This window comes from Pollutimonas nitritireducens (assembly GCF_002849615.1).
GTDB lineage: Bacteria > Pseudomonadota > Gammaproteobacteria > Burkholderiales > Burkholderiaceae_B > Pollutimonas > Pollutimonas nitritireducens.
Genome location: NZ_PDNV01000008.1, coordinates 198750 through 221541, shown reverse-complemented (window position 1 = coordinate 221541; position 22792 = coordinate 198750). Strand labels below are relative to the sequence as shown.

Sequence of the window (22792 nt, the reverse complement as noted above, 5' to 3'; positions counted from 1 at the left end):
TCCTGGAAAGAATGTGCAGATCGGTATTTTGTTCTTAATAGCATTGTCTGTGCTGGCCACATCATTTATCTCCGGAGTCTTTGGCATGGCCGGCGGAATGATACTGATGGGCGTGCTGATCACGTTCCTGCCAGTGTCGGCAGCCATGGTGCTGCATGGAACCGCCCAAATGACGTCCAACGGGTGGCGGGCCATCATGTGGCGAGCCAACGTGAACTACAGGATCTTTGTGCGCTACCTTATGGGGCTGCTGATGGCTGGGGCGCTGTTCTCGGTGGTGGGCTTTGTACCCGACAAGGCCTTCGTCTTGATCGCCTTGGGTGTTATCCCATTTCTCGCGGTCCTTATTCCGGCAAGGTTCGTTCCACAGGCCGACAGCCGGCTGGGCGCCGAATTTTGCGGCTTTCTGAACACCGCCATGCAGTTCATCGCTGGCGTGTCGGGTCCTTTGCTGGACGTGTTCTTCGTGCGCAACCAAATGGACCGTCGCGCCATCGTTGCCACCAAAGCCGCCTGCCAGACCTTCTCGCACATGGCCAAGCTGGTCTATTTTTTCAATATCCTTGGAAACCAGGCGCGTATCGACGAATGGGTGATGGGCTTGGCAGTGGCCATGGCTATTGCTGGGACCAGCATCAGCAAGTTCGTGCTCGAGAAGCTGTCGGATCACCAGTTCCGGCGCTGGACCCAGTGGCTGGTCATGACGATAGGCGCCGTGTATCTAGTACAGGGGTTCTATGTGCTGTGGACTCGGTAAGGGAAGCGGATACGACGTCTACCCGTGCCGACCCCCGCGGCTCACTTCCCAGGCTTGCTCTCGTCCAGCTTCGCAAAGTAATGGGGAATGCGTTCCAGCGCATACCGCGCACTGGCTTCACGGATGGCAACACGGTCGCCCATGAAACGCCGCGTTTCGGTGAATACGGCGGGGCCGTTTGTTCCCGCTTCGAACGCCCAGGCAAAGCATTGGGTTCCCGCGGGAATGTCATCGTCCGTATCGTCGACGACGCCGGTGTTGGATACCGCGACATTGGCACGACTGTTGCCCAAGGCACCTTCGGCCATTTCCTGTGCGATCTCTTCACTGGTGAGGTTGCAGCGGTCCATGGTGCTTTGCTTGACCGATAGGCAGCGCTTCTTGGCCTCTGGTGAGTAAACGACGAAAGCGCAATCAAGCAGCTTGCCTGCTCCGGGAATGTCGGCCAGGGTAGCCGCGATCAAACCTGCGGTGCAAGACTCGGCCGTGACCAGCAACAAGGATTCCGACCTCATGAATTTTGCGACTTCTTCTATCGTATCCACAGGTGTGTACCTCGCTGCTGGGGGTATGGGGTCAGTCAGCTTCAGGAGCAAATGCCATGCCGCGGCTGCGCGCCGCTCGGCATGCTATTGGACTTTTATGTCAGCAGCCTTGATGACCTTGCGCCATTTGTCGATCTCCTTCTGCTGGAATTCGGCGAACTCGGCAGGCGGCATGCCTGAGGGCTCGACACCCATCGTCTCCAGCCGCTTCAGTACCTCGGGCGTTTTCAGGATATCGCTGACAGCCTGGTGGAGCTTGTCGACAATGGGCTTGGGCGTACCCTTGGGCGCAAAGATCGCCTGCCACGCTCGAATCTCGTAATCGGGCAAGCCGGCTTCCCGCATTGTCGGTACGTCGGGCAGGCTGGCCATGCGTTTGGTCGAGGTCACCGCCAGGGCGCGCAGGCTGCCTGCGAGCACGTGCGGTACGACGGTGGGGCCTTCGAACATCATGCTGACTTGCTTGCCCATGACGTCGGGAAGCGCTGACTTACCGCCATAGGGCACGTGGACCACCTTGATGTCGGCTTCTTGTCCCAGCAGGACTCCGGACAGGTGCTGGGTGGTTCCAATGCCCGAGGACGCGTACGTGACCGTGTCTGGTTCGGCCTTGGCCGCGGCAATGACGTCCGTCACGTTTTTGAACGGGCTGCTGTTGGCCACGACCAAGGTATTGGCATTGAAGCCGATGATGGTGATGGGCTCAAACGACTGAACGGCGTCATACTGCATATTGGGAAATAGACCGGCGTTGATGGCGTGCGACGCAATACTGCCGCCCATAATGGTGTAGCCGTCGGGCTTGGCCTTGGCGACGTGGGTGGACCCGATCATGCCGGTGGCGCCGGGCCGATTTTCCACGACGACCGATACGTTCAGCTTTTTGCTCAATTGGTCTGCAATGATGCGTCCCAGAGTGTCGGTATTGCTTCCGGCGGGAAACGGCGCAACATAGGTGATGGTTCGGGAGGGCCAGGCATCCGCGGCATGAGCGGCGTGAATGCCGCCCATGGCGAACGAGAGGCAACATAGTGTCAGGGCTTGCTTTAATTTGATCAAGTTTTTTCTCCATGGCTTGTTATTGTGCTGACGCGGCGGTGTTACTGCTTTAATTGATGACTTCCCATCTGGCAAATTTGGCAACGAACTTCTCATCAAAGCCAAATCCCAGTCCGGGCTCCTGATGCAGGATTACGTTGCCATCTTTATGTGAAAGTTGGCGGTCGATCAGGTTGCGGAAGTTGAGCACCTGGTCGTTCCAGAAAAATTCGACATAGCGCGCGTTGGGCGTGCTGGCGACCAGCGGGGCATGAAGGTCATGGAACCAGTGCGGGCACATCACCAATCCGTAGCTGGCGGCGGTTTGGGCAATGCGCCGCCACTCCGTGATGCCGCCGCACACCGCGGCGTCGGTCTGCAGGATGGACGCCGCGCCCTTGTCCATCAGTTCCTTGTGGTACCACCGGCCATAGCCGATTTCGGCGGTGGCGATCGGCACACGGGTCAGCTTGGCCAGGCGGGCATGATTGTCGATGTCGTCGGGCAGAAAGGGCTCTTCGAAGAAATAGGGGTCGTACTGTTCAAAACGCCGGACATATTGCATGGCTTCGGTGGTGTCCGCCCAGGCATTGTTCATGTCCATCATCAATTCGACGTCGGGTCCGATAGCTTCGCGGGCAGCTTTCAGGCGTTCCTCTTCCTCACGCGGAGAAAGTCGTCCCGATTTCATTTTCACGGCCTTGAAACCTTTGTCCACGTAGCTGGCCATTTCTTCGCCCAGATGCTGCGGCGTCTTGCCGTCAAGGTAATAGCCGCCACTGGCGTAGGCTGGCACGGCGTCGAGCTCGACAGCACCCATGAATTTATGTAGTGGCAGGCCGTGGGTTTTTGCGTTCAGATCCCACAGGGCGATATCCAGGGCGCTGATGGCGCGCATTACGGTTCCAGCCCGTCCTTGCAGCAGGGCTTCCTGGTTCATTTTCTGCCATAGCCCTTCGACCGCGTAGGAGTCGCGGTTGATAAGCACGGGCGCCAGCAGTTCTTTGACGGCGGCGGCAAAGATGGCGCCGCCAGCACTGCCGACATAACAAAAGCCTATTCCTTCGACGCCGTCGGTGGACCGTATCCTGACCAGGCCATAATGCCGCGTGCTGACAGAGCGGTTTGAGAACGACGTGACGGTATCGAGCGGGACGGCAGCAGCGCAGACTTCGATGGACTGGATAATGGGCATGGAAACTTCTCCTGTTGAATGCGGATTGGATATTGGTGCTTGACGTTATTCTTATTGATATGCAAAGCTAGAACAAGATTGCTTTGCTGACTTTAGAAACAAGAAAAACAGTGTTTCGGCGACCGTGCTGATCATCCTGGGTACTGCCGGAGTAAATGTGGATACGCGTTTTCTGGAAAGCTTCGTGCAGGTGGTGGAACTGGGTTCCATCGCCGCGGCCGCCAGGTCGCTGGACCTGACGCCCACCGCCGTGTCGCTGAGGCTCAAGGCACTGGAGGCGGAAGTGGGAACGGCCCTGGTCGAAAGGGCAGGCCGGACCGTACAGCCCACACAAGCGGGCGGCAAGGTGTTGAAGCAGGCAAAGCTGCTTCTTCAGGAAGTGAAAAATTTCAATTCGCTGGCCAGCAGCACCGAACTGCCGGCGGGTCCCTTGGTGCTTGGTGCGACACCGTCCGCCCTCAAGGGCATGCTGGTTCCCGTCCTTAAGCGGTGGGTGGAAAAGTACCCCAATGTCGAAGTGCTGATCGAGCCAGGTTCGTCTACCGTCCTGTACGATCGGGCCATGAGCGGTGTGCTCGACGCCGCCGTTCTTGTGCATCCACTCTTTGACGTGCCAAAAACCGTCAGCTGGAAGACCTTGCGCACGGAACGCCTTATTCTGCTGACCCCGTCCGACATGGTTAAGAATGACCCTTTGGGACACCCTTCGGGGCACCCTTCGGGGCACCCTTCGGGACACCCTTCGGGGCACCCTTTCTCCATCATCCGGAGTCAACCTTTCATCCGCTACGACAGACGGGTGGTGGCGGGCAAGATGGCCGACGATTACCTGAGAGCCAACAAGTTGTATCCGCTGGTGCGGCTGGAGTTGGATGGTATCGACTACATTGCAGATATGGTGAAGGCCGGCCTCGGGGTGTCAGTACTCCCCGATTGGGCAGACGGAAACCGGCTGGACCCAGCGCTGACGCGTCATCGTCTTCCGGAACCTGTGCCAACGCGCGATCTGGGGCTTTTATGGCTGCGTGCCAATGCCCGTGAAAAGCTTGTGCGCGCTTTTCTGGAATTGACTATTGCGCAACCGGCGTCGCCGCCTGGCCGGTCTCAAAAAAATCCGTCAGATTCTTGATGGCCAGCTCGGCCATTGCCATTCGGGTTTCGTGTGTGGCACTGCCCATGTGCGGTGTCAATACGACGTTGTTCAGACGGCTGAGTGGGCTGTCTGCCAGAGGTTCTTCCTCGAAGACGTCGAGCGCCGCGCCCAGTATGGTTTTATTGACCAAGGCGTTGACCAGATCGACTTGATTGACCACGCTGCCGCGCGCAATGTTCACCAGGATGCCGGTGGGACCAAGCGCATCCAGGACTTGTGCATCAATGATTTGATAGGTCGCCTGGCCCCCGGGGCAGCATACGATAAGAATATCGACGTGCGCAGCCAGCGCACCCAGGTCGTTGAAATATGGCCACTCGACGTCTTGCCGTTGTCGACCGGAGTACGCAATAGTGGCCTCGAAGGGCAAAAGCCGTGCGACTATTTCCTTGCCTATGCGGCCCAGGCCGACCATTCCCACCTTTTTGCCCGCCAAGTTCAGGCCCAGCGGAAAAGTCCCCGCCTGCCATGCACCTGTACGCACGAATTGATCGGCTTGCGAAATATTTCGCAGTAGCGCCAGCACCAACCCGACGGCAAGCTCCGCCACTGCCTTGTTGAGCACGTCGGGCGTATTTGTCACGACGATGCCCCGGTTTCGAGCATAGGACAGGGGTATGCCGTCGTAGCCGACCCCATTGGTACATATGATGCGCAAGTTGGGCAGTCGTTCCAGGAGCTCGACCGGAATGCGGTAATTGGAACGGGTCACAATGCCCTGAATGCGGGCCCGTTGATCTGCGGTGTCGTCGAGTTCGTGCAGGTCAACGAGATCGAATGTAGTGCGCAGGCGGGCCTCTACTGCGCAAGGAAAGACGCCGATCTTGAGCAATGGAGGAAAGCCGGAAGAAATCGCCATCGCGTCAGGAAGCCTGCGCCTCAAGCATCGAGATGGGCCAGCGCATTGGCATTGCCGATCTGAAAGTCGATGGCAGCCAGGTCGGCATTCAGTTGAGCCGCTTGATCCGGCGTTAGTTCCACAAGAGGGGGGCGGACGACCGACCAGCTGGGATCCTGGGCCTGCGCTGCAATGGCCGATTTCATGGCCGGTATCATGGGCAGCTTCTGGAAGACACCTCGTACTTCGTTCAAGCGCGTCTGCTGCGCATCGGCGTCGTCGTCCTGCCAGGTGGCGCCCAGGTGGGCAATGGCCGCCGGGTTCACGTTGCCGGTCGCCGTGATGCAACCTGCGCCGCCATTGCGCAAGGTCTGCAGCAGGAAGGCCTCGCTGCCCGCAAACACATCGAAGCCGGCGGGCTGGAATTGCTTCAGCATGGCCAACGTGTTGTCCCAGTTTCCAGAGCTGTCTTTAATGCCGGCAATATTCTCGGGGTAGGATTTCAACAGCCGTTCGATCAACTCCAGGCTGATGCCCACCTGCGACACCGGGGGAATGTGGTAAAGATAAATCTTCAGGCGTGGGTCGGCGATGGCATCGATGATGGTGGCATAGTTGCGGTACAGACCCTCGTCGCTGACGCCCTTGTAGTAGAAGGGCGGCAGCATCAGCACGCCGGCGCAACCGAGGTCGACTGCATGCCGCGTGAGCTCGATGGAGTCCGTGACGGCGCACTGGCCCGTGCCGGGCATCATTTTCTGGGTGGGCAGGCCTTCATCAACCAGAAGGTCAAGCAACTGGCGCTTTTCATTGATAGACAGGGAATTGGCTTCGGAATTGGTGCCGAATACGGCAAGGCCGACGTCCTGCTCGATCAACGACCGGCAGTGTTTGAGGAAACGCGGGCGGGAAACCGAATAGTCCGCGTTGAAAGGTGTGAGTACGGGCGACAGGACACCGCGCATTTTCGAGTTAATCATAAGGCCTCCACTGGCAGATTTTTTTATTCAATGAACTGCAAGAGTATTGCTCGGGCAAGGTATAAGTTAAAGTGGCTTTCCCTTGTTTCACAAAATAGAATTATTTGCCTTTAACCCGCAACGGTCGAGCATCATGGATACGAAATACATGCAGAGCTTTGTCGCCGTCGTCGAGGCCGGTTCCTTTGCCGAAGCCGCACGTCGGCTTGACCTGACTTCCGCAGCCATCGCGGCGCGCATCAAGGCGCTGGAAGAAGATCTGGGGGTTGCCCTGGTGAAGCGCTCGGGCCGGTCCGTCAAGCCGACGGAAAGCGGTATCCGCATTCTTGAAGGAACGCGGGCCGTCATACGCAATATTCGCGACCTGCGCGCAATGGCCGTCGATGGCGCGCAGCCCGGGGAACTGCGCATGGGCTGCTTCGTGTCCGCCTTGACCAATGTCCTGCCGCCAATATTGAAGCGGCTGTACGGCGTTTATCCGACCGCCTCAGTTTTCATCACGCCCGGCGCTTCCATTGACCTTTGTGCAAAAGTGGCAAATGGCGACCTGGATGCCGCGATTGTCGTGGAACCGCAGTTTGCCGTCCCCAAGAACTGCATATGGCAGGCGTTCATGGAGGAGCCGCTGGTGGTCGTGGCGCCAACCCGCCTGAAGGAGCAAGCTGCACATTGGTTGCTGGAGACCCAGCCCTTTCTGCGCTACGATCGCAGCGTGTATGGCGGCCAACTGGCTGACCGCTATCTGCGCGATCATCAATTACGCACCCGGCAGCGCCTGGAAATCGACAGCCTGCTGGCCATTGCCTCGCTGGTACATGAAGGTCTGGGTGTATCGCTGTTGCCCGACTGGTCCTACATGTGGGACCCGTCGCTGGACATCGTGCGTGTCCCCCTGCCGGGTCGCGCACCCGTCCGTCGCAGTGGCCTGATCTGGAACGCGCAAGGCCATCATGCCAAGATGGCGGCCTCGGTCTATGATGAGGCCAAGGCATTGTTCGGAACGCGCGCATAGGGCTTGTACCCGAATGCGCGATTCCGGGTCACGCTGAAGGTGGAAGGTCGGGTCGCACGGCGCGCAGGAAGTCGAAGTCAACGCCCTGGTCGGCTTGGGTCACGGTATCCAGGAACAGCTTCTTGTAGCCCCGGTCGGCCGTCGGTGGTGTAATGGGGGACGCCTGTTTGCGGCGCTGCATCTCTTCATCGGATACCAGCAGCGAAATCTCGCGCTTGCTGACGCTCAGGCGAATGCGGTCACCGTTCTGCACATAAGCCAGCGGGCCGCCGATGGCTGATTCCGGGGTCACGTGCAGGACAATGGTGCCAAAGGCCGTGCCGCTCATGCGGCCATCGGAAATGCGGACGATATCTTTCACGCCCTTGACGGCCAACTTTTTTGGAATGGGGATATAGCCGGCTTCCGGCATGCCGGGGGCGCCTTTCGGGCCGATATTCTTAAGAACCAGCACATCGTCGGCGGTGACGTCAAGTTCGTCAGAATCGATTCTGTTGGCAAGGTCTATGGCATTCTCGAAGACCACAGCCCGGCCTTCGTGTTCCATGAGCCCGGGATCGGCCGAGGATTGCTTGATGATGGCGCCGCCCGGCGACAGGTTTCCTTCGAGTACGGCGATGCCGCCTTGTGGATAAATGGGGTCGTCCATGGTCTTGACGACATCCTGGCGAAAGCCCGGGCCTGCCCGTTCGATTTCTTCGCCCAGCGTGCGGCCGGTAACGGTCAGGGCGTCCAGCTTGAGCCGGGGCTTGAGTTCGCGCAACAGCGTGGCCATGCCGCCGGCCTTGTGGAAGTCTTCCATATAGTGCTGACCGGAAGGCTTCAGGTCCAGCAGTACCGGTGTTTCCCTGCCCATGCGGTCCAGGGTCTTGAGGTCAATATCCAGTCCCAGGCGTCCGGCAATCGCGGCAAGGTGCACGATGCCATTGGTGGATCCACCTATGGCCAGCAACACGCGCATGGCGTTTTCGAAGGCGTCGGCAGTTAGTATCTTGTCGATGGTCAGGCCGCTGCGGGCCATTTCTACAGCTTGTGCGCCGGTCATCTCGGCAATCCGCATGCGGTCTGCCGTAACGGCGGGCGGGCTGGCCCCTCCCGGTACGGTCATGCCCAAGGCCTCGGCAATGCAGGCCATGGTGCTGGCGGTACCCATTACCGAACAGGTGCCCACACTGGCCACCAGCTGATTGTTGACATCGGCGATTTCCTGATCGTCGATCTCTTCGGCCCGGTATTTTCCCCAATAACGTCGGCAGTCGGTGCACGCACCGACGCGCTCGGAGCGATGCGAGCCGGTCAGCATGGACCCGGTGATAAGCTGGATGGCGGGTATTCCAGCCGATGCGGCGCCCATCAGTTGTGCCGGCACCGTTTTGTCGCAACCGCCTATCAGTACCACGGCATCCATGGGCTGCGCCCGGATCATTTCCTCGGTATCCATCGACATCAGGTTACGCAGATACATGCTGGTCGGGAAGGCAAAACTTTCGTGGATGGAAATCGTGGGAAAGTCCATGGGCAGCCCGCCCGCCAGCATGATGCCGCGCTTGAGCGCCTCGATGAGTTGCGTCACATTTCCATGACAGGGGTTATAGGCGCTACCCGTGTTGGCGATTCCGATCACCGGCCGATCCAGGGCTTCATCGGAATAGCCCGCCCCCTTGATAAAGGCCTTTCTAAGAAACAGCGAAAAGCCGTTGTCACCATAGCTGGTCAAGCCCTTGCGCAGACCGGTGGCTTCAATGTCGGGAGTCGAGGGAGTTTTCTTGGTCATGGATGTGTGCTTTTTTCGTTAATTGACGGTTATGTTGCCATCGCGAATGACTTTAGCCCATTGCTCGACTTCGGCGGTGAGCCTGGTTTTCGAAGGCTCGAGGGCCAGGGGATCGGCATAGACGCCTTGCTGCAGCAGCTGATCTTTGACTGCTTTCTTTGAAAGCCCTGCCAGCAGTGCCTTGTTGATTTTTTCGAGAATTGGGGCAGGGGTGCCCGCAGGCGCCATGACGCCAAACAGGGAGCTGACGTTGAAACCGGTCAGGCCTTGTTCCTTGGCCGTGGGTACGTCGGGCAACATGGACACGCGCTCTGGGGTCAGCACCGCCAAGGGACGCAGCTGCCCGGACTTGATGAACGAGATGGCCGCCGGCATTGTCTCGGTCATGACTTGAACCTGGCCGCCGACTAAGTCCGTCATGGCCGGGCCGCTACCCCGGTAGGCGACGTGCACGATATCGACGCCGGCGATTTGCTTGAACAATTCCATGGCCATGCGTTGCGGCGCGCCAGCGCCCGACGATGCAAAATTGAGCTTGCCAGGATTTTTCTTGGCATAGTCCACGAGTTCATTCAACGATTTGACAGGCACCGACGGGTTCACCACGGCCACAAGGGGTACGAAGCCCACCACGCCCGCAGGCGTCAGGTCTTTTTGCAGATCGTATTGAAGCTTGCCTTTTTCCAGCGTGGCCATCACCGAGTGCGACGTCAGTGCGCCCATAAGCAGTGTGTACCCGTCGGGCTTGGCGCGTGCGACCTCGGCCGCACCGATGTTGCCGCCAGCGCCGCCACGGTTTTCGATGACGACCTGCTTGCCGATTTCGTCGCTAAGGTTCTTGCCCACGATACGACCAATGACGTCGGTGGCGCCACCGGGGGGGTAGGGGATGATCAGGCGTATGGGTTGATCGGGGTAGCTGTCGGCGCTTTGGGCCATTGCGCCCATGGGCATGGCAAGCAGCAGTGCGGCCAGCGAAGTGCCTAGCAAGGTTTTGGATGGTTGAAACATGGTTGTCCCTTAAATAAGTATTGTGATGTTTCCCGGAAATCTGCCTCTCATGTTCGCAGTCTTGCGTTGGACGAGGGGAAAATATTTTTTTCGTCAATCCAAAAAAATACGTTGCATGCGGTGAGCATGACTACCGCCAGCGTTGCGAGCAATGGGCACGCCGCTTGCTAATTGAAGACCTTCTTGTCGAAACCGGAAGCGCCATGTTGATCTCCAGAAACCATACCCAGTGCGGGGCCAACTAGCATGGCGTGGCTGATGGCCCTGCACATTGCCTCGCTGGTCATCTGGTGCGGGTGTTTGCTTTACCTGCCGGCGCTCTACAGCGCAGGGCCCCGGCTGCGTCGGCAGGCGGAGTTCGAGCGGGTCCGGTTGATGAGCCGGATGGCGTTCGTAGTGATTGCCTCGCCTGCCGCCGTCATTGCCATACTTTCAGGAGCCGCGCTGGTTTATGCAAGCGGTGCGTCGGGCGGCTGGCTGGCTGCCAAGCTCACAGTGGTTGCTCTCATGGCAATATTTCACGCGTACTGTGGCCACATGTTGGCTCGCCTGGGACACGAGTCGCACCGCCGGCGCAGCTATCGTGTTGAGCCCTGGCTGGTCATGCCGCCGGTGCTGATGATCGGTATGGTTTTATGGCTGGTCCTGGCCAAGCCGGTATTGTTTATTGATACGTGGAGCGTCCCATGATCGTATCCCGCCCCTTGATCGACGACCCTTACCTTTCGGGCAAGGTGCCGACCCGGTCTTCAAACACAAGTTTGCCGCCGAGCCACCCGGCTAGCGCGACGAGCAAGGCGCCAAGGAAGGAAAGGTAGATGCCTATCGGAAAAATTGCCGTTTCCGCGTCGGGCAGCCTGCTGAGCCAATTGATAAAACCTACGGCCAGGAGCATGACTGCCATGACGAAGTGGTTCCATGCGGCGGCGCGTTGGCGTATGCCCGCGACAGACAGCAGTTCTATGGTGCCTGCCACGCCGGCAAGCGCGCCCATGAATGTTCCCACACCCAGAAGCCATAGCGATACCCGTGCCCAGAAGCCGTCCCCCAGCACGACAAAGGCCGTATCGCTGGCCAGTGCGCAAATCAGTAGTGCAATAGGAAAAGTCACCAGCATGGGATGCATGGGGTGGCTCGAGACGGCAACCACGGTGTGCGTGCCATCGGGTAACGGTTGGGCCAGATTTTCCATGAAGTCTCCGGGTGGGGTGCCGGCACAACACCAGCAAAAGGCGTGCCGTACAGGCCTGGCGGTTTCGATGGGGCTCATGCCGATGTTCGCGGGCTGCTCCGCCGGACGTCTCTCGATCCTGGATGCAGCGGGACCGGCGGCGCGCAATATTGCGCAAGTCTGGAGCGTCATGGCCTGGGGAGCGGCCGCCATCCTGCTGTTGATGATCGTGCTGACTGTTTATGCGGCGAGCCGCACGCCGGACAGGCGTCAACCTGCGCCAACGACACTGCTGCTGATCGGAGGCGGACTGGTGTTTCCAGGGGTGGTATTGCTTGCCTTGCTGGCGTATGGATGGAACGCTGGCGATGAACAGTTGCCTCGCCGCGCTGAAAGCGATGTGTACCGCGTGGAGGTTCGCGCACACCAATGGTGGTGGGAGATCATTTATCCGCAAGCCCAAAATGGGCCGTTGTATGCCGTCAACCACATACATGTGCCGGCCGGACGGCCGGTGTATGTCACCGTCACTTCAGTCGATGTGATCCACAGTTTCTGGATTCCCCGCCTGGGTGGGAAGATCGACGCCATTCCCGGTCGGATAAACACGATACGTCTGCAGGCCCCCGAGTCCGGAATCTACGATGGTGTGTGCGCGGAGTTCTGCGGGGCCGGGCACGCGCACATGCCGTTGAAGGTGCAGGCGCATGACGAAGCCGGCCTTGCGCGGGCGCTTGCCCGCCTGTCGACCTCGAGGGTCGTGCCATGAAGCAGCCTGTTTCGTCTGTCGCCCTGCATCATGCATTGGATAAGGACTGGCGCTCTCCCAAGGGGTGGCGCAGTTTATCAGCCGTCAATCACACGACGGTGGGGCGGCGTTTCATTGTCGCGGCGCTGGTGTTTTTCATGATTGGCGGCGTCCTGGCCATGCTGCTGCGTGCCCAGTTGGCGACTTCGGGCAATGCATTTCTGGACAGCGATGCCTACAACCAGGTTTTCACCATGCACGGCACGGTGATGATGTTTCTGTTCGCAATTCCCATGCTGGAGGGTTTCTCGTTCTATTTGCTCCCGAAGATGCTCGGCGCACGCGACCTGGCGTTCCCCAGGCTCGGCGCCTATGGCTGGTGGTGCTATCTGGCGGGCGGCCTGATACTCGTGGCCGCTATGGTGCTGGGACTGGCGCCCGACAGTGGCTGGTTCATGTACACGCCGCTGTCGGGCCCCACCTACCGGCCTGGCATCAACAGCGATATATGGCTGATCGGGGTGACGTTCGCCGAGATATCGGCCATCTGCGGCGCGGTGGAGCTGATTGCCACGATACTCAAGTTGCGGGCACCGGGCATGGGTCTGAACCGCATGCCGATTTTCGCGTGGTACATGCTGGTGACCGCGGGAATGATCCTGGTCGGATTTCCCCCGCTGATATTGGGCAGTATTTTGCTCGAAGTCGAACGCGCCTTTGGCTGGCCGTTCTTTGACGTGATGCGCGGCGGCGACCCGCTTTTGTGGCAACACCTGTTCTGGCTTTTCGGTCATCCCGAGGTCTATATTATTTTCCTGCCCGCGGCCGGCATGGTGTCCACCATGATTCCCGTATTTGCGCAGCGGCCCCTGGCAGGATATGTATGGGTGGTAGGCAGCGTGGCCGCGGTCGGTTTCCTGAGCTTCGGGCTATGGGTTCATCACATGTTCACCGTAGGTATCCCGCAGCTCTCCGTCCTGTTTTTCTCGGCGGCAAGCATGCTGGTGACGGTGCCCACGGCGGTGCAGTTCTTCGCGTGGATCGCAACGCTTTGGTCGGGTGACACCCGGTTCCGATTGCCCATGCTCTATCTGGCGGGCTTTCTGGCCGTATTTGTCACCGGCGGCCTCACCGGTGTCATGCTGGCGCTGGTGCCGTTCAACTGGCAGGCCCACGATACCCACTTCGTGGTGGCGCACTTGCACTATGTGTTGACGGGTGGCATGGTGTTTCCCTTGCTGGCCGCGGCATGCTACTGGATGCCGCACATCACGGGCAGAATGCCATCAGGACGTACGGGGACCACGGCGTTCTGGCTGATTTTCGTCGGTTTCAACCTGACATTTCTTCCCATGCACCTGACCGGCCTGGTTGGCATGCCGCGCAGAATCTACACCTATCCGCCGGATGCGGGATGGGATACGCTGAATTTGCTGTCGTCGCTGGGCGCGTTCATTCAGGCGATGGGCTTCCTGGTGTTCGTGCTTGATATGTTCCTGCACGGGCGTGCGGGAAGGCGCGCGCCCCGAAACCCCTGGAATGCTGGAACGCTGGAGTGGGCCATGCCTGTTCCGCCTCCTTCCTACAATTTCGCGAGCTTGCCCGATGTGCAGGGGCGAGAACCCCTCTGGGACAATCCGGTCCTTGGCGTGGAGCTTGCGGGTGGCAGGCATTGGCTGGGGAAGTCAGCGCCAGGCCAACGCCAGACACTCAGTGTGGATATGTTGAGCGGCATACCGCGCAGTGTCGTGCAATTGCCTGGGCCAAGCTGGCTTCCTTTTTATGCGGCGATCGCCACGGGTGTGTTTTTCGTCTGTGTCCTGTTCAAGCTTTATATGGTCGCGCTGGCCGGCGCCGTGGCCGCGCTACTGATCTTCCTTCGATGGGCCTGGCAAAACGGAACCCGTGAGGATCCCGGGGCAATAGAGGCCGCTCCAGAAATCATGCTACCACCCCATTTCGCCGCGACCAGTGCACCCGGGTGGTGGGGGATGGCATGCAGCCTGGCCGCCAATGCGGCGCTGTTCGCGTCCTTATTGTTCGGTTATCTTTTCTTGTGGACAATGGCACCCAATTGGCCTCCGCCAGCTTGGATCACCATTTCCCCCATATGGGGCACGCTCGCAGCGTGCGTGCCCCTGGCGACTGCCGCCGCCGTGAGGGCCGCATGCGGAGCAAACTATCGAGGCCGACGACGCGCGTGCAGCGCATGGTTCCTGGCGGGCTCGGCCGCCGGCGTTATAGCGGTCCTGGCGGTGGTTATGGTGGCGGGACCGCTTCCACCCGCCACCAGTCACGCCTATGTGTCAACAAGTCTGATATTGCTTTGCTACGCGGGCCTGCATTTGGCTGTGACCAGTATTCTGGCGTTCTACCTCGCATTGCGTTGCCGTGCCGGCTACATTTCACCGATACGCGCGCTGGAGCCGGCAGTGCTTCGCATGTGGAGCGATTACACAGCCATGACTGCCGTGGCTGTGATGGCAACACTCTATGGCCTTCCGTGGGTGTTCTCATGATATCGGCGCACAGCGGCGGCTTATGGCGTGCCATGATCGGGCTTGTCATATGGATGTTTTGTTTTCTGGCTCTGTATGGCGGGCATGCACTGGGATGTCAGCGCGCCATGCTGTTGAATGCCGTGTTCGGGCTGCCATTGTTGACCTGGCTGCTGTTGCTGGTGTGGTTAACCTCGCTGGCCGTGCTGTCCTGGCTGGCGATACGTGGCTGGTCGGCTTTGCGCGTCGCGCGCCGGGAGGGAAGTTCGCCACAGTTGTCTCGTTTCATGTCTGTCTTGACTTCGACAGTGGATATTGCCGGTCTCGCATCGACCGTAATCATCGGGCTGCCATTGGTATGGATCCCTGTCTGCGCCTAGGCAGGGGGAGGATGGCTATAATCATCTGTCCTCTTACCTCGGAGTCCCCATGACAATTTCTCTCTATGCCGCTTCAGTTCCTGTGTTCAAACAAATGCTGAACAGCCTGGATGCGTTGCTCAGCAAGGCTGAAGAGCATGCGGAAGCCCGGAAGATTGATCCTGCTGCCCTGTTGCAGGCGCGTCTTTTCCCGGATATGTTCCCGCTGGCCCGGCAAGTGGAGGTTGCCGCCGATTTCGCCCGAGGCGTATCGGCACGCCTGGCCGGTGTGGACGTACCCAAATATGATGACGCCGAACCCACCTTCGCCGGCCTGCACGCGCTCATTGCGAAGTCAGTGGCCTTCATTGACGGATTTTCCGCCGGTCAGATCGATGGCCACGAAGACCGCAGCATCGTGACTCGTCCGGGTACGCCCAAAGAAAGGAAATTCGACGCACAGTCGTATTTATTGACTTATGGCTTGCCGCAGTTCTTCTTTCATGTCACAACTGCCTACGCAATTTTGCGTCACAACGGTGTGGAAGTGGGTAAACGCGATTTCATGGGCCAGTATTAATACTGGGCGGCCAAGAGACTATTGCCGGCCGCCAGCCAGGGCGGTGTCATGTCAGGCCGGCGTGGCGCCTTGCCCACGCCATGATGTCAGACGCACTCATGGCACCCGGTTGACGCGCTATTTCGCGTCCTCCCTTGAATAGCGCCAATGTGGGAATGCTTCGTATGGAGTATCCCGCCGCCAGTTCCTGTGCCGCTTCAGTATCCAGCTTGGCCACGCGCATCTCAGGCTCAAGCTGTTGTGCTGCCTGGGCATAGGCGGGCGCCATGCTTAGACAGGGTCCGCACCACGGCGCCCAGAAATCGACCAGTACGGGAATGTCGTTGCGTGAAATATGTTGGGGGAAACGCTGGCTGGTCAACTCCAGCGGTTTTCCGGTAAATAATTCCTGCTTGCATTTCCCGCAGGTTGGCTGATCACGCAGTCGATCTTGGGGAATCCGGTTCACGGTATCGCAGTGTGGACAAACTACATGTAGCGATTCAGTCATCAATTTCTCCAGTCTGGGTTCATGGTCTGCTGGTCTGCTGCCATGGCACTGCGTATAGAATAGCCCTTCGCCTCAGTATCCTCCAGGAAGTCTAGTATGAATCAATTGGACATAGTCATTGATGCGATCACGTCGCGGCGCAGTGTCAGGGGATTTTTACCCAAACCGGTCAGCGTCGGACTCATCAACAAGATACTTGCCACGGCTTCGTATGCACCCAGTGGTAGCAATATACAGCCCTGGAAGGTCCATGTCGTTACGGGCGGGAAACGCGACGAGCTATCCCGCCAGCTACGCGAGGCGCACGTCCGCAATCTGCCAGAAGAACGGGAATACGATTATTACCCGGTGAACTGGCGCAGTCCGTACATCGAGCGCCGACGCGAGACCGGATGGGGCCTGTACGAAACATTGGGCATAAAAAAAGGCGACCGCAAAGCGTCGGCCCAGCAGCACGAACGCAACTACGCTTTCTTTGGCGCCCCGGTCGTCTTAATCTTTTCCATCGATAACGATCTGCAGCAAGGTAGCTGGCTGGATTACGGGATGTTCTTGCAGAACATCATGGTAGCGGCGCGGGCCTGCGGCTTGCACACGTGCCCGCAAGCCGCCTTGGCCAACTATCCGGGCATCACGAAAAACTTGTTGGGCATCAGTGAAGATCAGACAGTAATTTGTGGAATTTCCATGGGTTACGAGGACTCCAACTGCCTGGCAAACCGATACCGGCCAGCGCGTATCACTCTTGACGAGTTCGTGACTTTTCATTCCTGACCTCGTCGTTCATATTAGCTCAAGAAATTATGGATACAAAGATTTTTGGTGCCGCAGGCGGCGGAGATTTCCCCGCTTCCGATCTTCGCTTTCTGTATGGTGGTGGTGAAATGGGGGCCTTGATGCGGTCGTATGACTGGTCCAAGTCTTCGCTCGGATACCCTTCCGGATGGCCTCAGTCGCTACGCACGGTAGTGCGTCTCCTGCTCAATACCAGTCATCCCATGTACATATGGTGGGGTCAGGACGGCGCCTGCCTGTATAACGACGCGTATCGTGAATCGATCGGTCCTGAGCGGCATCCACAGTCACTGGGCCAGCCCGCCCGGATCGTCTGGGCAGAAATCTGGGACATTATCGGTCCGCAGGTCGAGCACGTCATGGCCGGTGGCCAAGCCACCTGGAATGAAGACCATCTGGTTCCAATCACCCGTCACGGTCGACGCGAAGATGTCTACTGGACCTACAGCTTCAGTCCTATAGACGACGAAACGGCGCGGGGAGGTGTGGGCGGTGTTCTCGTGATCTGTACCGAGACCACGCAAAACGTCCTGGCTAAACAACGTCTGGCGCAAGCCATCGATAGGCAGCGGCGACTCTTTCGCTGCGCACCTGGATTCATCGCCATCCTTCGGGGGCCCGACCACGTATTCGAATTCGTGAATGACGCCTATATACAGCTGGCGGGCGACCGTGACTACATCGGCAGGCCGGCCCTAGATGCCATACCGGACGTCCAGGGACAGGGCTATAAAGAGCTATTGGACGATGTCTATTCCAGCGGCGAGCGCTTTGTGGCGCAACAGATGTCGCTGCGCGTGGCCCGAACACCGGGTGCAGCTTTCGAGGAACGCTTTATTGATTTCATCTTCGAACCCATCGAGGATGCCGACGGCGCAATAACCGGAATTTTTGTCGAGGGCTTTGACGTCACCGATCGGGCGCTGGCCGATGCCGCATTGCGCGAAAGCGAATCCCGCTTGCGCGAGCTCAACACGTATCTAGAGCGCGAGGTCATGGAGCGTTCGGCCGTAGGCGGACGCTTCTGGCAGATCAGTCCGGATCTGCTTGGCGTGCTGTCCGTGAGTGGCCAGTTTGAAAGTGTGAATCCTGCCTGGCTGAACGTGCTGGGCTGGACCGAGTCCGAGATTGAGGCGAGATCGTTTTTTGAACTGCTCCATCCCGACGAACGGCAAACGGCGCAGGAGGAATACAAGCGTCTTGAAAAAGGCAAGCCGATCACGCGTTTCGAGTGCCGATATCTGCGTAAAGATGGCGATTACAGCTGGGTCGTCTGGGCGGCGGCGCCATTCAACGACGCCTATTACTGCATAGGGCGCGATATTACCAGCCAGAAAGAGGCTGAACTAGAGCTTGCCGCCGCGCGCGAAGCCCTGCGCCAGTCACAGAAAATGGAAGCTATAGGGCAATTGACCGGGGGCATCGCGCACGACTTCAATAATCTGCTGGCGGGCATCAGCGGCAATCTTGAAATGTTGGAGATGCGCCTGGAACAAGGTCGGCTGTCCGATCTCGATCGTTACATCAGCGGAGCGCAACACTCTGCCCGCAGGGCAGCCGGGTTGACACAACGTCTGCTGGCATTCTCCCGGCGCCAGACGCTGGCGCCCAAGCCCACCGATACCAACCGGCTGGTTGCCGATATGGAAGATCTGATCCGGCGCACGGTAGGACCGGACATCGACGTGTACATCGTGGGCTTCGAAGGCCTTTGGCCTACACGCGTCGACCCGTCGCAATTGGAAAACGCCTTGCTGAATCTTTGCATCAATGCACGGGACGCGATGTCTCCCGAGGGGGGGCGCCTGACCGTCGAGACGTCCAACACGTCACTCGATGAACGGGCGGCTCGCGAAAGGTCGCTTCCTCCTGGTGAATACGTTGCCCTGAGCGTCACCGACACGGGATCGGGCATGCCACCTGACATAATTTCCCAGGCTTTCGATCCTTTTTTCACTACCAAGCCGCTTGGGCAAGGCACAGGACTCGGGCTGTCGATGATCTATGGCTTCGTGCGGCAATCCGGCGGCCAGGTCCAGATTTATTCCGAGGTCGGCACGGGTACCACGATGCGTATTTACCTGCCTCGCGACCTGGGTAGCGCCGAGGCGCCCAAGGAAGTCCGCAGTGCCGCCGTCGCCGCTTCGGGCAGGGGCGAGAGGGTGGTGGTCATTGACGATGAGCCGGCGCTTCGGCAATTGATGGTTGAAGTGCTGGAAGAAAACGGCTACATCGCCCTCGCGGCTGCTGATGGTCCTTCCGGATTGAAATTGCTCGAGTCGGAAGACGAAGTCGATCTGCTCATTACCGACGTCGGGTTGCCGGGGGGCATGAATGGTCGGCAGGTAGCCGATGCCGCGCGCATCAGCCGGCCGGGGTTGAAGGTGCTGTTCGTCACAGGCTATGCCGAGAAGGCCATCGTACGCAACGGAATGCTGGACAGTGGAATGGAAGTGATGATCAAACCGTTCACCATGGCAAGCATGGGCAGCAAAATACACGATCTCATCAGGAAGTGAAGAAAAAATTGGCAAAGGTTAGAGGATGAGAGTGTCGGTCAATAAAGACGATCCGGGGCACGCGACGTTGCAGTACGGGCGCTTCGATGTCTTCCTGGATGGCGAACTGGTGAAAGGTTGCATTACGGCGGACGAAGAGCTGGGTATGTGCGAGCTCATCGCCTATGACGACAAAGGACGCGCCACGGTCGAAGGCGGTCGACTCAAGACGGTGGTGCGTTACGGCAAGGTTCAGTTGCGGCCGGCTCGCGGCCGGACGAAGTGAGGCCGCGTCCGCTTGGTTCCGGAGGATGCTAGCGGGATGTGCTGTTCTTTTCTTCCGCGGACAAGGATGTCGACGCCGGTCTTGCATACAATTGGCTCAGTATGGTTAAGCCTATCAAGCCCGCACCGATCAGGTCGGTAATGAACCCGGGCTTGATCAAAGCAAGCGCGGCGGTCATCAGCATGATCCGCTCCCAATAACGGAGAGGTCCGAAGAAAAAATAGCCGTGTAAACCTGCTGCAAGGCACGTGACCCCTACAGTCGCTGTCACGACGGTCAACATCACCGTACCGACATCACCGATCAGCAGCAGCGACGGCGAGAAAACGAACATGAACGGAATGATATAGCCGGTGAGTCCGAGCTTGACGGCGGCCCAACTGGTTTCCATAAGGCCGGCGCGCGATATGCCATTGGCGGCATAGACTGCCATTGCAACTGGAGGAGTGATGGCCGACAGCACGGCAAAGTAGAGCACAAACAAGTGGGCGGCCTCTACCTGGACACCGAGTTTCACCAATGCAGGAACCAGCAATGCCACTTGCACGATGTATGCTGGGGTCGTTGGCAGACCCATGCCCAGCAGAATTCCAGCCGCCATGGTCAGGACCAGCGCCAAAATAAGGGAATCCTGGGAAATGGCTAGCACGACGCCTGTAAAGCTCAAGCCCAGTCCTGTCAGGGTGATGGCACCGATCACTATACCTGCGGTGGCGCATGCAAGAGCCACGACTACCGTATTGCGAGCGCCCGCTTCCAACGTTTCGATGATGGCCGGGAGCGTGAAGACGCCCCGTGTACTGGCTCGCAGCCACGTGGTGGGTATGACAGAGCCAATACCGCTGAGGGCCGCAAATGCGGCGCTATAGCCCATAAGCAATGTGATGATGATAACGAAGAGCGGCAGGAAAAGATGGCCGCGTTCACGGAGTACTGTCCCGATACGGGGCAGGTCGGGTTTGGGCAGGCCCTTTAGCCCGATACGCTTCGCTTCGAAGTGCACAGCCATAAAAACGGCGACGTAATACAGAAGAGCCGGCAACACCGCGAAGGCCGCGACAGTGAGATATGAAACGCCTAGAAATTCAGCCATGACGAACGCCGCGGCGCCCATGATAGGCGGCATCAGTTGCCCCCCGGTGGAAGCAACCGCTTCTACGGCGCCGGCAAAACCGGCGTTATAACCGGTGCGCTTCATCAAGGGAATGGTGAACGTGCCGGTTGTCATGACATTCGCGACGGCGCTTCCGGAGACTGTACCGAACAGACTGCTTGTAATCACCGCTACTTTGGCTGGTCCCCCGGCACTGTGTCCGGCCAGTGCAAGGGCAAAATCCATGAAGAGTTGTCCGGCACCGCTGCGTTCGACGAAAGCACCGAACAAAATAAACAACATGACGTAAGTCGCGGAAACATACAGGGGAATGCCGAATATTCCTTCGGTGGTCAAATAGATCTGATCGAACATTGCCGCGAAGGACTGGTTTCCGAAGGTCAGACCATACGCGATAAACACTATCGCGATGATCGGTAGCGCCAGCCCAGTGGCTCGTCGTGTCGCCTCCAGCAGCATCACGGTAAGGGCGGTGCCGAATACGTAGTCGTAGAAGGTAGGATCGTCGACATACGGCATGCGCAAGACGATGTAATCCAGGTTCATCAAAGGATAAAGCGCGCCGGAGACCGCAATCAGTAGGAAAATAATGTCTACGACGCCCACCCTTGCCGCTCGGCCGTTGAGTCCTGGCAGCACTAGAAAAGCCAACGCCAGGGCGAAGCCCAGATGCAGACCGCGCATCACATAGGCGTCAGGCGGGCCGACAAGTGCTACATACAGCTGATATGCCGACATCGAGGCGCCGACCAGCGTAATCAAACGGGAAGTCCATGAGACGGGAAGATATGGCATGTGGGCTCACCTACAAAATGATGACGCTATTGGGTCATGCAACGTGCAGGCAGGAGCGCGTCCATGCCTGGCACGTCAGCTTGTACGCAATAAAGCTAAATAACGCCTTTTTCTTTGTAGAACCTCTCGGCACCCTTATGCAGGGGCACGCCTATGTCTTCCGCCATCATTTTTATGGTGGTAGGCGCCATGGCCTTGGCGATGGCTTCCAGGTCGGCTTTATCGGCCACGATGCCCTGCAGGATTTTATAGACGGTATCCTGCTCAAGATCGCAACGTGCAATAACGTGCGTTGCGTAGCCGACGGCCTGTACGTCTTTGTCCTGGCCAGGATAGCTGTTGGCCGGAATGACGAGCTTGGTGTAGCCGGGGTTCAGCTTTCGCATGGCCTGGAACTTGTCGTCAGGAACCTCTATGAGTTTGATCGCGCGAGCGGAAGCCAGATCCATGATGGATGATGACGGGACGGTAGTCCCCAGGGTAAAAAGCTGTGCGTTATTGTCTTTCAACAACGAAACCGCGTCGGTATACGAGACGTAGCTGACACGATTCATATCTTTATAGGTCATGCCGTAGACCTCGAGCATCTGGGCCGTGATGAATTCGGCCGTGTTGCCGCGGGGTTGTACCGCGATAGACTTCCCTTTGCTGTCGGCAAGAGAATCGATGCCTGCGTCGGCATTGGCGACGATCTGGAAATACTGTGGGTACAGGGTGGCTACGTTACACACGTTGTCCGCTTTGGTATCAAATGGCGCTCGACCAGCCACCCCATCCACGGTTGAAATAGAATTTCCGAAACCAAAATCGGCTTTGCCCATTTGCACGGCCTTGACATTGGCTATGCCCGCTCCGGGCAACACCTGTACCTTCACCCCGGCCTTGCCGGCGATGTTTGCGATGGCACCTCCCAGCGGGTACCATGAGCCGCCTTGCGGGCCGGTCATCAATCGCACTTGCTGTGCGCCCGCTACCGCGCCGAAGAATACTGTCGCTAGCAATCCTGCTGTCAGCGTTGTTCTTTTGAGTTTCATGCGCATATGTCTACTCCTCAGTGGATGGCCGCTATGATGCTTCGTAGGCGGCAGGCAAGCGATATATTTGTAATAATCCGCTTTAAAAATTGTCCGGACTTTAGGGTCCGGACTCAGGCAG

At 58.5% G+C, this 22792-nt stretch carries 22 protein-coding genes; 11 read left to right on the top strand and 11 right to left on the bottom strand.

Annotated features, from left to right (window positions below; translation table 11 throughout):
- The first annotated feature begins 13 nt into the window (after nt 1-13).
- Nucleotides 14-757: a sulfite exporter TauE/SafE family protein gene (locus CR155_RS13940; RefSeq protein ID WP_102070642.1), complete on the top strand. Its 744-nt coding sequence runs from the start codon at nt 14-16 to the stop codon at nt 755-757.
- A 41-nt stretch (nt 758-798) separates the two neighbouring features.
- Here CR155_RS13940 and CR155_RS13935 read toward each other — a convergent pair whose 3' ends face one another.
- The 3 genes from CR155_RS13935 to CR155_RS13925 form a co-directional block, all read right to left on the bottom strand.
- Nucleotides 799-1302 (bottom strand): CinA family protein, encoded by a 504-nt coding sequence (locus CR155_RS13935; RefSeq protein WP_102070641.1) that lies wholly within the window; start codon nt 1300-1302, stop codon nt 799-801.
- A gap of 84 nt (nt 1303-1386) precedes the next feature.
- Nucleotides 1387-2361 carry a Bug family tripartite tricarboxylate transporter substrate binding protein gene (locus CR155_RS13930; protein WP_233214282.1) on the bottom strand — a complete coding sequence of 325 codons (975 nt, stop codon included), beginning with the start codon at nt 2359-2361 and terminating at the stop codon, nt 1387-1389.
- A 49-nt stretch (nt 2362-2410) separates the two neighbouring features.
- A complete protein-coding gene (locus CR155_RS13925; RefSeq protein WP_102070640.1) occupies nt 2411-3535 on the bottom strand; it encodes a mandelate racemase/muconate lactonizing enzyme family protein in 1125 nt (374 codons plus the stop codon).
- Between the two features lie 157 nt (nt 3536-3692).
- On the opposite strand from CR155_RS13925, the gene CR155_RS13920 reads away from it, so the two are divergent.
- The gene (locus CR155_RS13920) at nt 3693-4664 is read left to right on the top strand and encodes a LysR family transcriptional regulator (RefSeq protein WP_102070714.1); all 972 of its coding nucleotides are present in this window, start codon (nt 3693-3695) and stop codon (nt 4662-4664) included.
- Here CR155_RS13920 and CR155_RS13915 read toward each other — a convergent pair.
- On the bottom strand, nt 4606-5547 hold the full coding sequence (locus CR155_RS13915; protein ID WP_102070639.1) for a 2-hydroxyacid dehydrogenase: 942 nt from the start codon (nt 5545-5547) through the stop codon (nt 4606-4608). The two genes, CR155_RS13920 and CR155_RS13915, sit on opposite strands and share 59 nt — an antisense overlap.
- A 20-nt stretch (nt 5548-5567) precedes the next feature.
- Nucleotides 5568-6506, bottom strand: a complete 939-nt coding sequence (locus CR155_RS13910; RefSeq protein ID WP_102070638.1) for a dihydrodipicolinate synthase family protein — start codon at nt 6504-6506, stop codon at nt 5568-5570.
- Between the two features lie 133 nt (nt 6507-6639).
- Here CR155_RS13910 and CR155_RS13905 point away from each other — a divergent pair, with 133 nt between their 5' ends.
- Nucleotides 6640-7518, top strand: a complete 879-nt coding sequence (locus CR155_RS13905; protein ID WP_102070637.1) for a LysR family transcriptional regulator — start codon at nt 6640-6642, stop codon at nt 7516-7518.
- Between the two features lie 28 nt (nt 7519-7546).
- Here the strand turns inward: CR155_RS13905 and CR155_RS13900 are convergent, their stop codons facing one another.
- Together CR155_RS13900 and CR155_RS13895 are read right to left on the bottom strand one after the other, a co-directional pair.
- A complete protein-coding gene (locus CR155_RS13900; protein ID WP_102070636.1) occupies nt 7547-9292 on the bottom strand; it encodes an IlvD/Edd family dehydratase in 1746 nt (581 codons plus the stop codon).
- 18 nt (nt 9293-9310) lie between these two features.
- A complete protein-coding gene (locus CR155_RS13895) occupies nt 9311-10303 on the bottom strand; it encodes a Bug family tripartite tricarboxylate transporter substrate binding protein (protein WP_102070635.1) in 993 nt (330 codons plus the stop codon).
- Between the two features lie 258 nt (nt 10304-10561).
- Here CR155_RS13895 and CR155_RS13890 point away from each other — a divergent pair, with 258 nt between their 5' ends.
- Nucleotides 10562-10993: a CopD family protein gene (locus CR155_RS13890; RefSeq protein ID WP_233214280.1), complete on the top strand. Its 432-nt coding sequence runs from the start codon at nt 10562-10564 to the stop codon at nt 10991-10993.
- A gap of 28 nt (nt 10994-11021) precedes the next feature.
- Here the strand turns inward: CR155_RS13890 and CR155_RS13885 are convergent, their stop codons facing one another.
- A complete protein-coding gene (locus tag CR155_RS13885) occupies nt 11022-11495 on the bottom strand; it encodes a DUF2231 domain-containing protein (RefSeq protein WP_102070633.1) in 474 nt (157 codons plus the stop codon).
- On the opposite strand from CR155_RS13885, the gene coxB reads away from it, so the two are divergent.
- The 4 genes from coxB to CR155_RS13865 are packed head-to-tail and all read left to right on the top strand — an operon-like array spanning nt 11494 to nt 15659.
- Complete coding sequence (gene coxB / locus CR155_RS13880; protein ID WP_102070632.1) at nt 11494-12243, top strand: cytochrome c oxidase subunit II; 750 nt, start codon at nt 11494-11496, stop codon at nt 12241-12243. The genes CR155_RS13885 and coxB overlap by 2 nt on opposite strands.
- On the top strand, nt 12240-14741 hold the full coding sequence (gene ctaD, locus CR155_RS13875; protein ID WP_102070631.1) for a cytochrome c oxidase subunit I: 2502 nt from the start codon (nt 12240-12242) through the stop codon (nt 14739-14741). Before coxB ends, ctaD begins: the two co-directional genes overlap by 4 nt.
- Nucleotides 14738-15100: a hypothetical protein gene (locus CR155_RS13870; protein WP_102070630.1), complete on the top strand. Its 363-nt coding sequence runs from the start codon at nt 14738-14740 to the stop codon at nt 15098-15100. The genes ctaD and CR155_RS13870 overlap by 4 nt, the downstream gene beginning before the upstream one ends.
- Nucleotides 15101-15149: 49 nt before the next feature.
- The gene (locus tag CR155_RS13865) at nt 15150-15659 is read left to right on the top strand and encodes a DUF1993 domain-containing protein (protein ID WP_102070629.1); all 510 of its coding nucleotides are present in this window, start codon (nt 15150-15152) and stop codon (nt 15657-15659) included.
- Nucleotides 15660-15705: 46 nt separating this feature from the next.
- Here the strand turns inward: CR155_RS13865 and trxC are convergent, their stop codons facing one another.
- Nucleotides 15706-16149, bottom strand: coding sequence for a thioredoxin TrxC (gene trxC / locus CR155_RS13860; protein ID WP_102070628.1), 444 nt, complete (start codon nt 16147-16149; stop codon nt 15706-15708).
- Nucleotides 16150-16245: 96 nt separating this feature from the next.
- Between trxC and CR155_RS13855 the strand changes: the two genes are divergently transcribed.
- From CR155_RS13855 to CR155_RS13845, 3 genes are read left to right on the top strand one after another with little or no spacing between them, the layout of a single operon-like run.
- Nucleotides 16246-16923 (top strand): nitroreductase, encoded by a 678-nt coding sequence (locus CR155_RS13855; RefSeq protein ID WP_102070627.1) that lies wholly within the window; start codon nt 16246-16248, stop codon nt 16921-16923.
- A 29-nt stretch (nt 16924-16952) separates the two neighbouring features.
- A complete protein-coding gene (locus CR155_RS13850; RefSeq protein ID WP_199171760.1) occupies nt 16953-19463 on the top strand; it encodes a PAS domain-containing hybrid sensor histidine kinase/response regulator family protein in 2511 nt (836 codons plus the stop codon).
- A 31-nt stretch (nt 19464-19494) separates the two neighbouring features.
- On the top strand, nt 19495-19728 hold the full coding sequence (locus tag CR155_RS13845) for a hypothetical protein (RefSeq protein WP_143705205.1): 234 nt from the start codon (nt 19495-19497) through the stop codon (nt 19726-19728).
- Between the two features lie 28 nt (nt 19729-19756).
- Here CR155_RS13845 and CR155_RS13840 read toward each other — a convergent pair whose 3' ends face one another.
- Complete coding sequence (locus CR155_RS13840; RefSeq protein WP_102070625.1) at nt 19757-21637, bottom strand: TRAP transporter permease; 1881 nt, start codon at nt 21635-21637, stop codon at nt 19757-19759.
- 95 nt (nt 21638-21732) lie between these two features.
- Nucleotides 21733-22671 (bottom strand): TAXI family TRAP transporter solute-binding subunit, encoded by a 939-nt coding sequence (locus tag CR155_RS13835; protein ID WP_199171759.1) that lies wholly within the window; start codon nt 22669-22671, stop codon nt 21733-21735.
- Between the last annotated feature and the right edge of the window lie 121 nt (nt 22672-22792).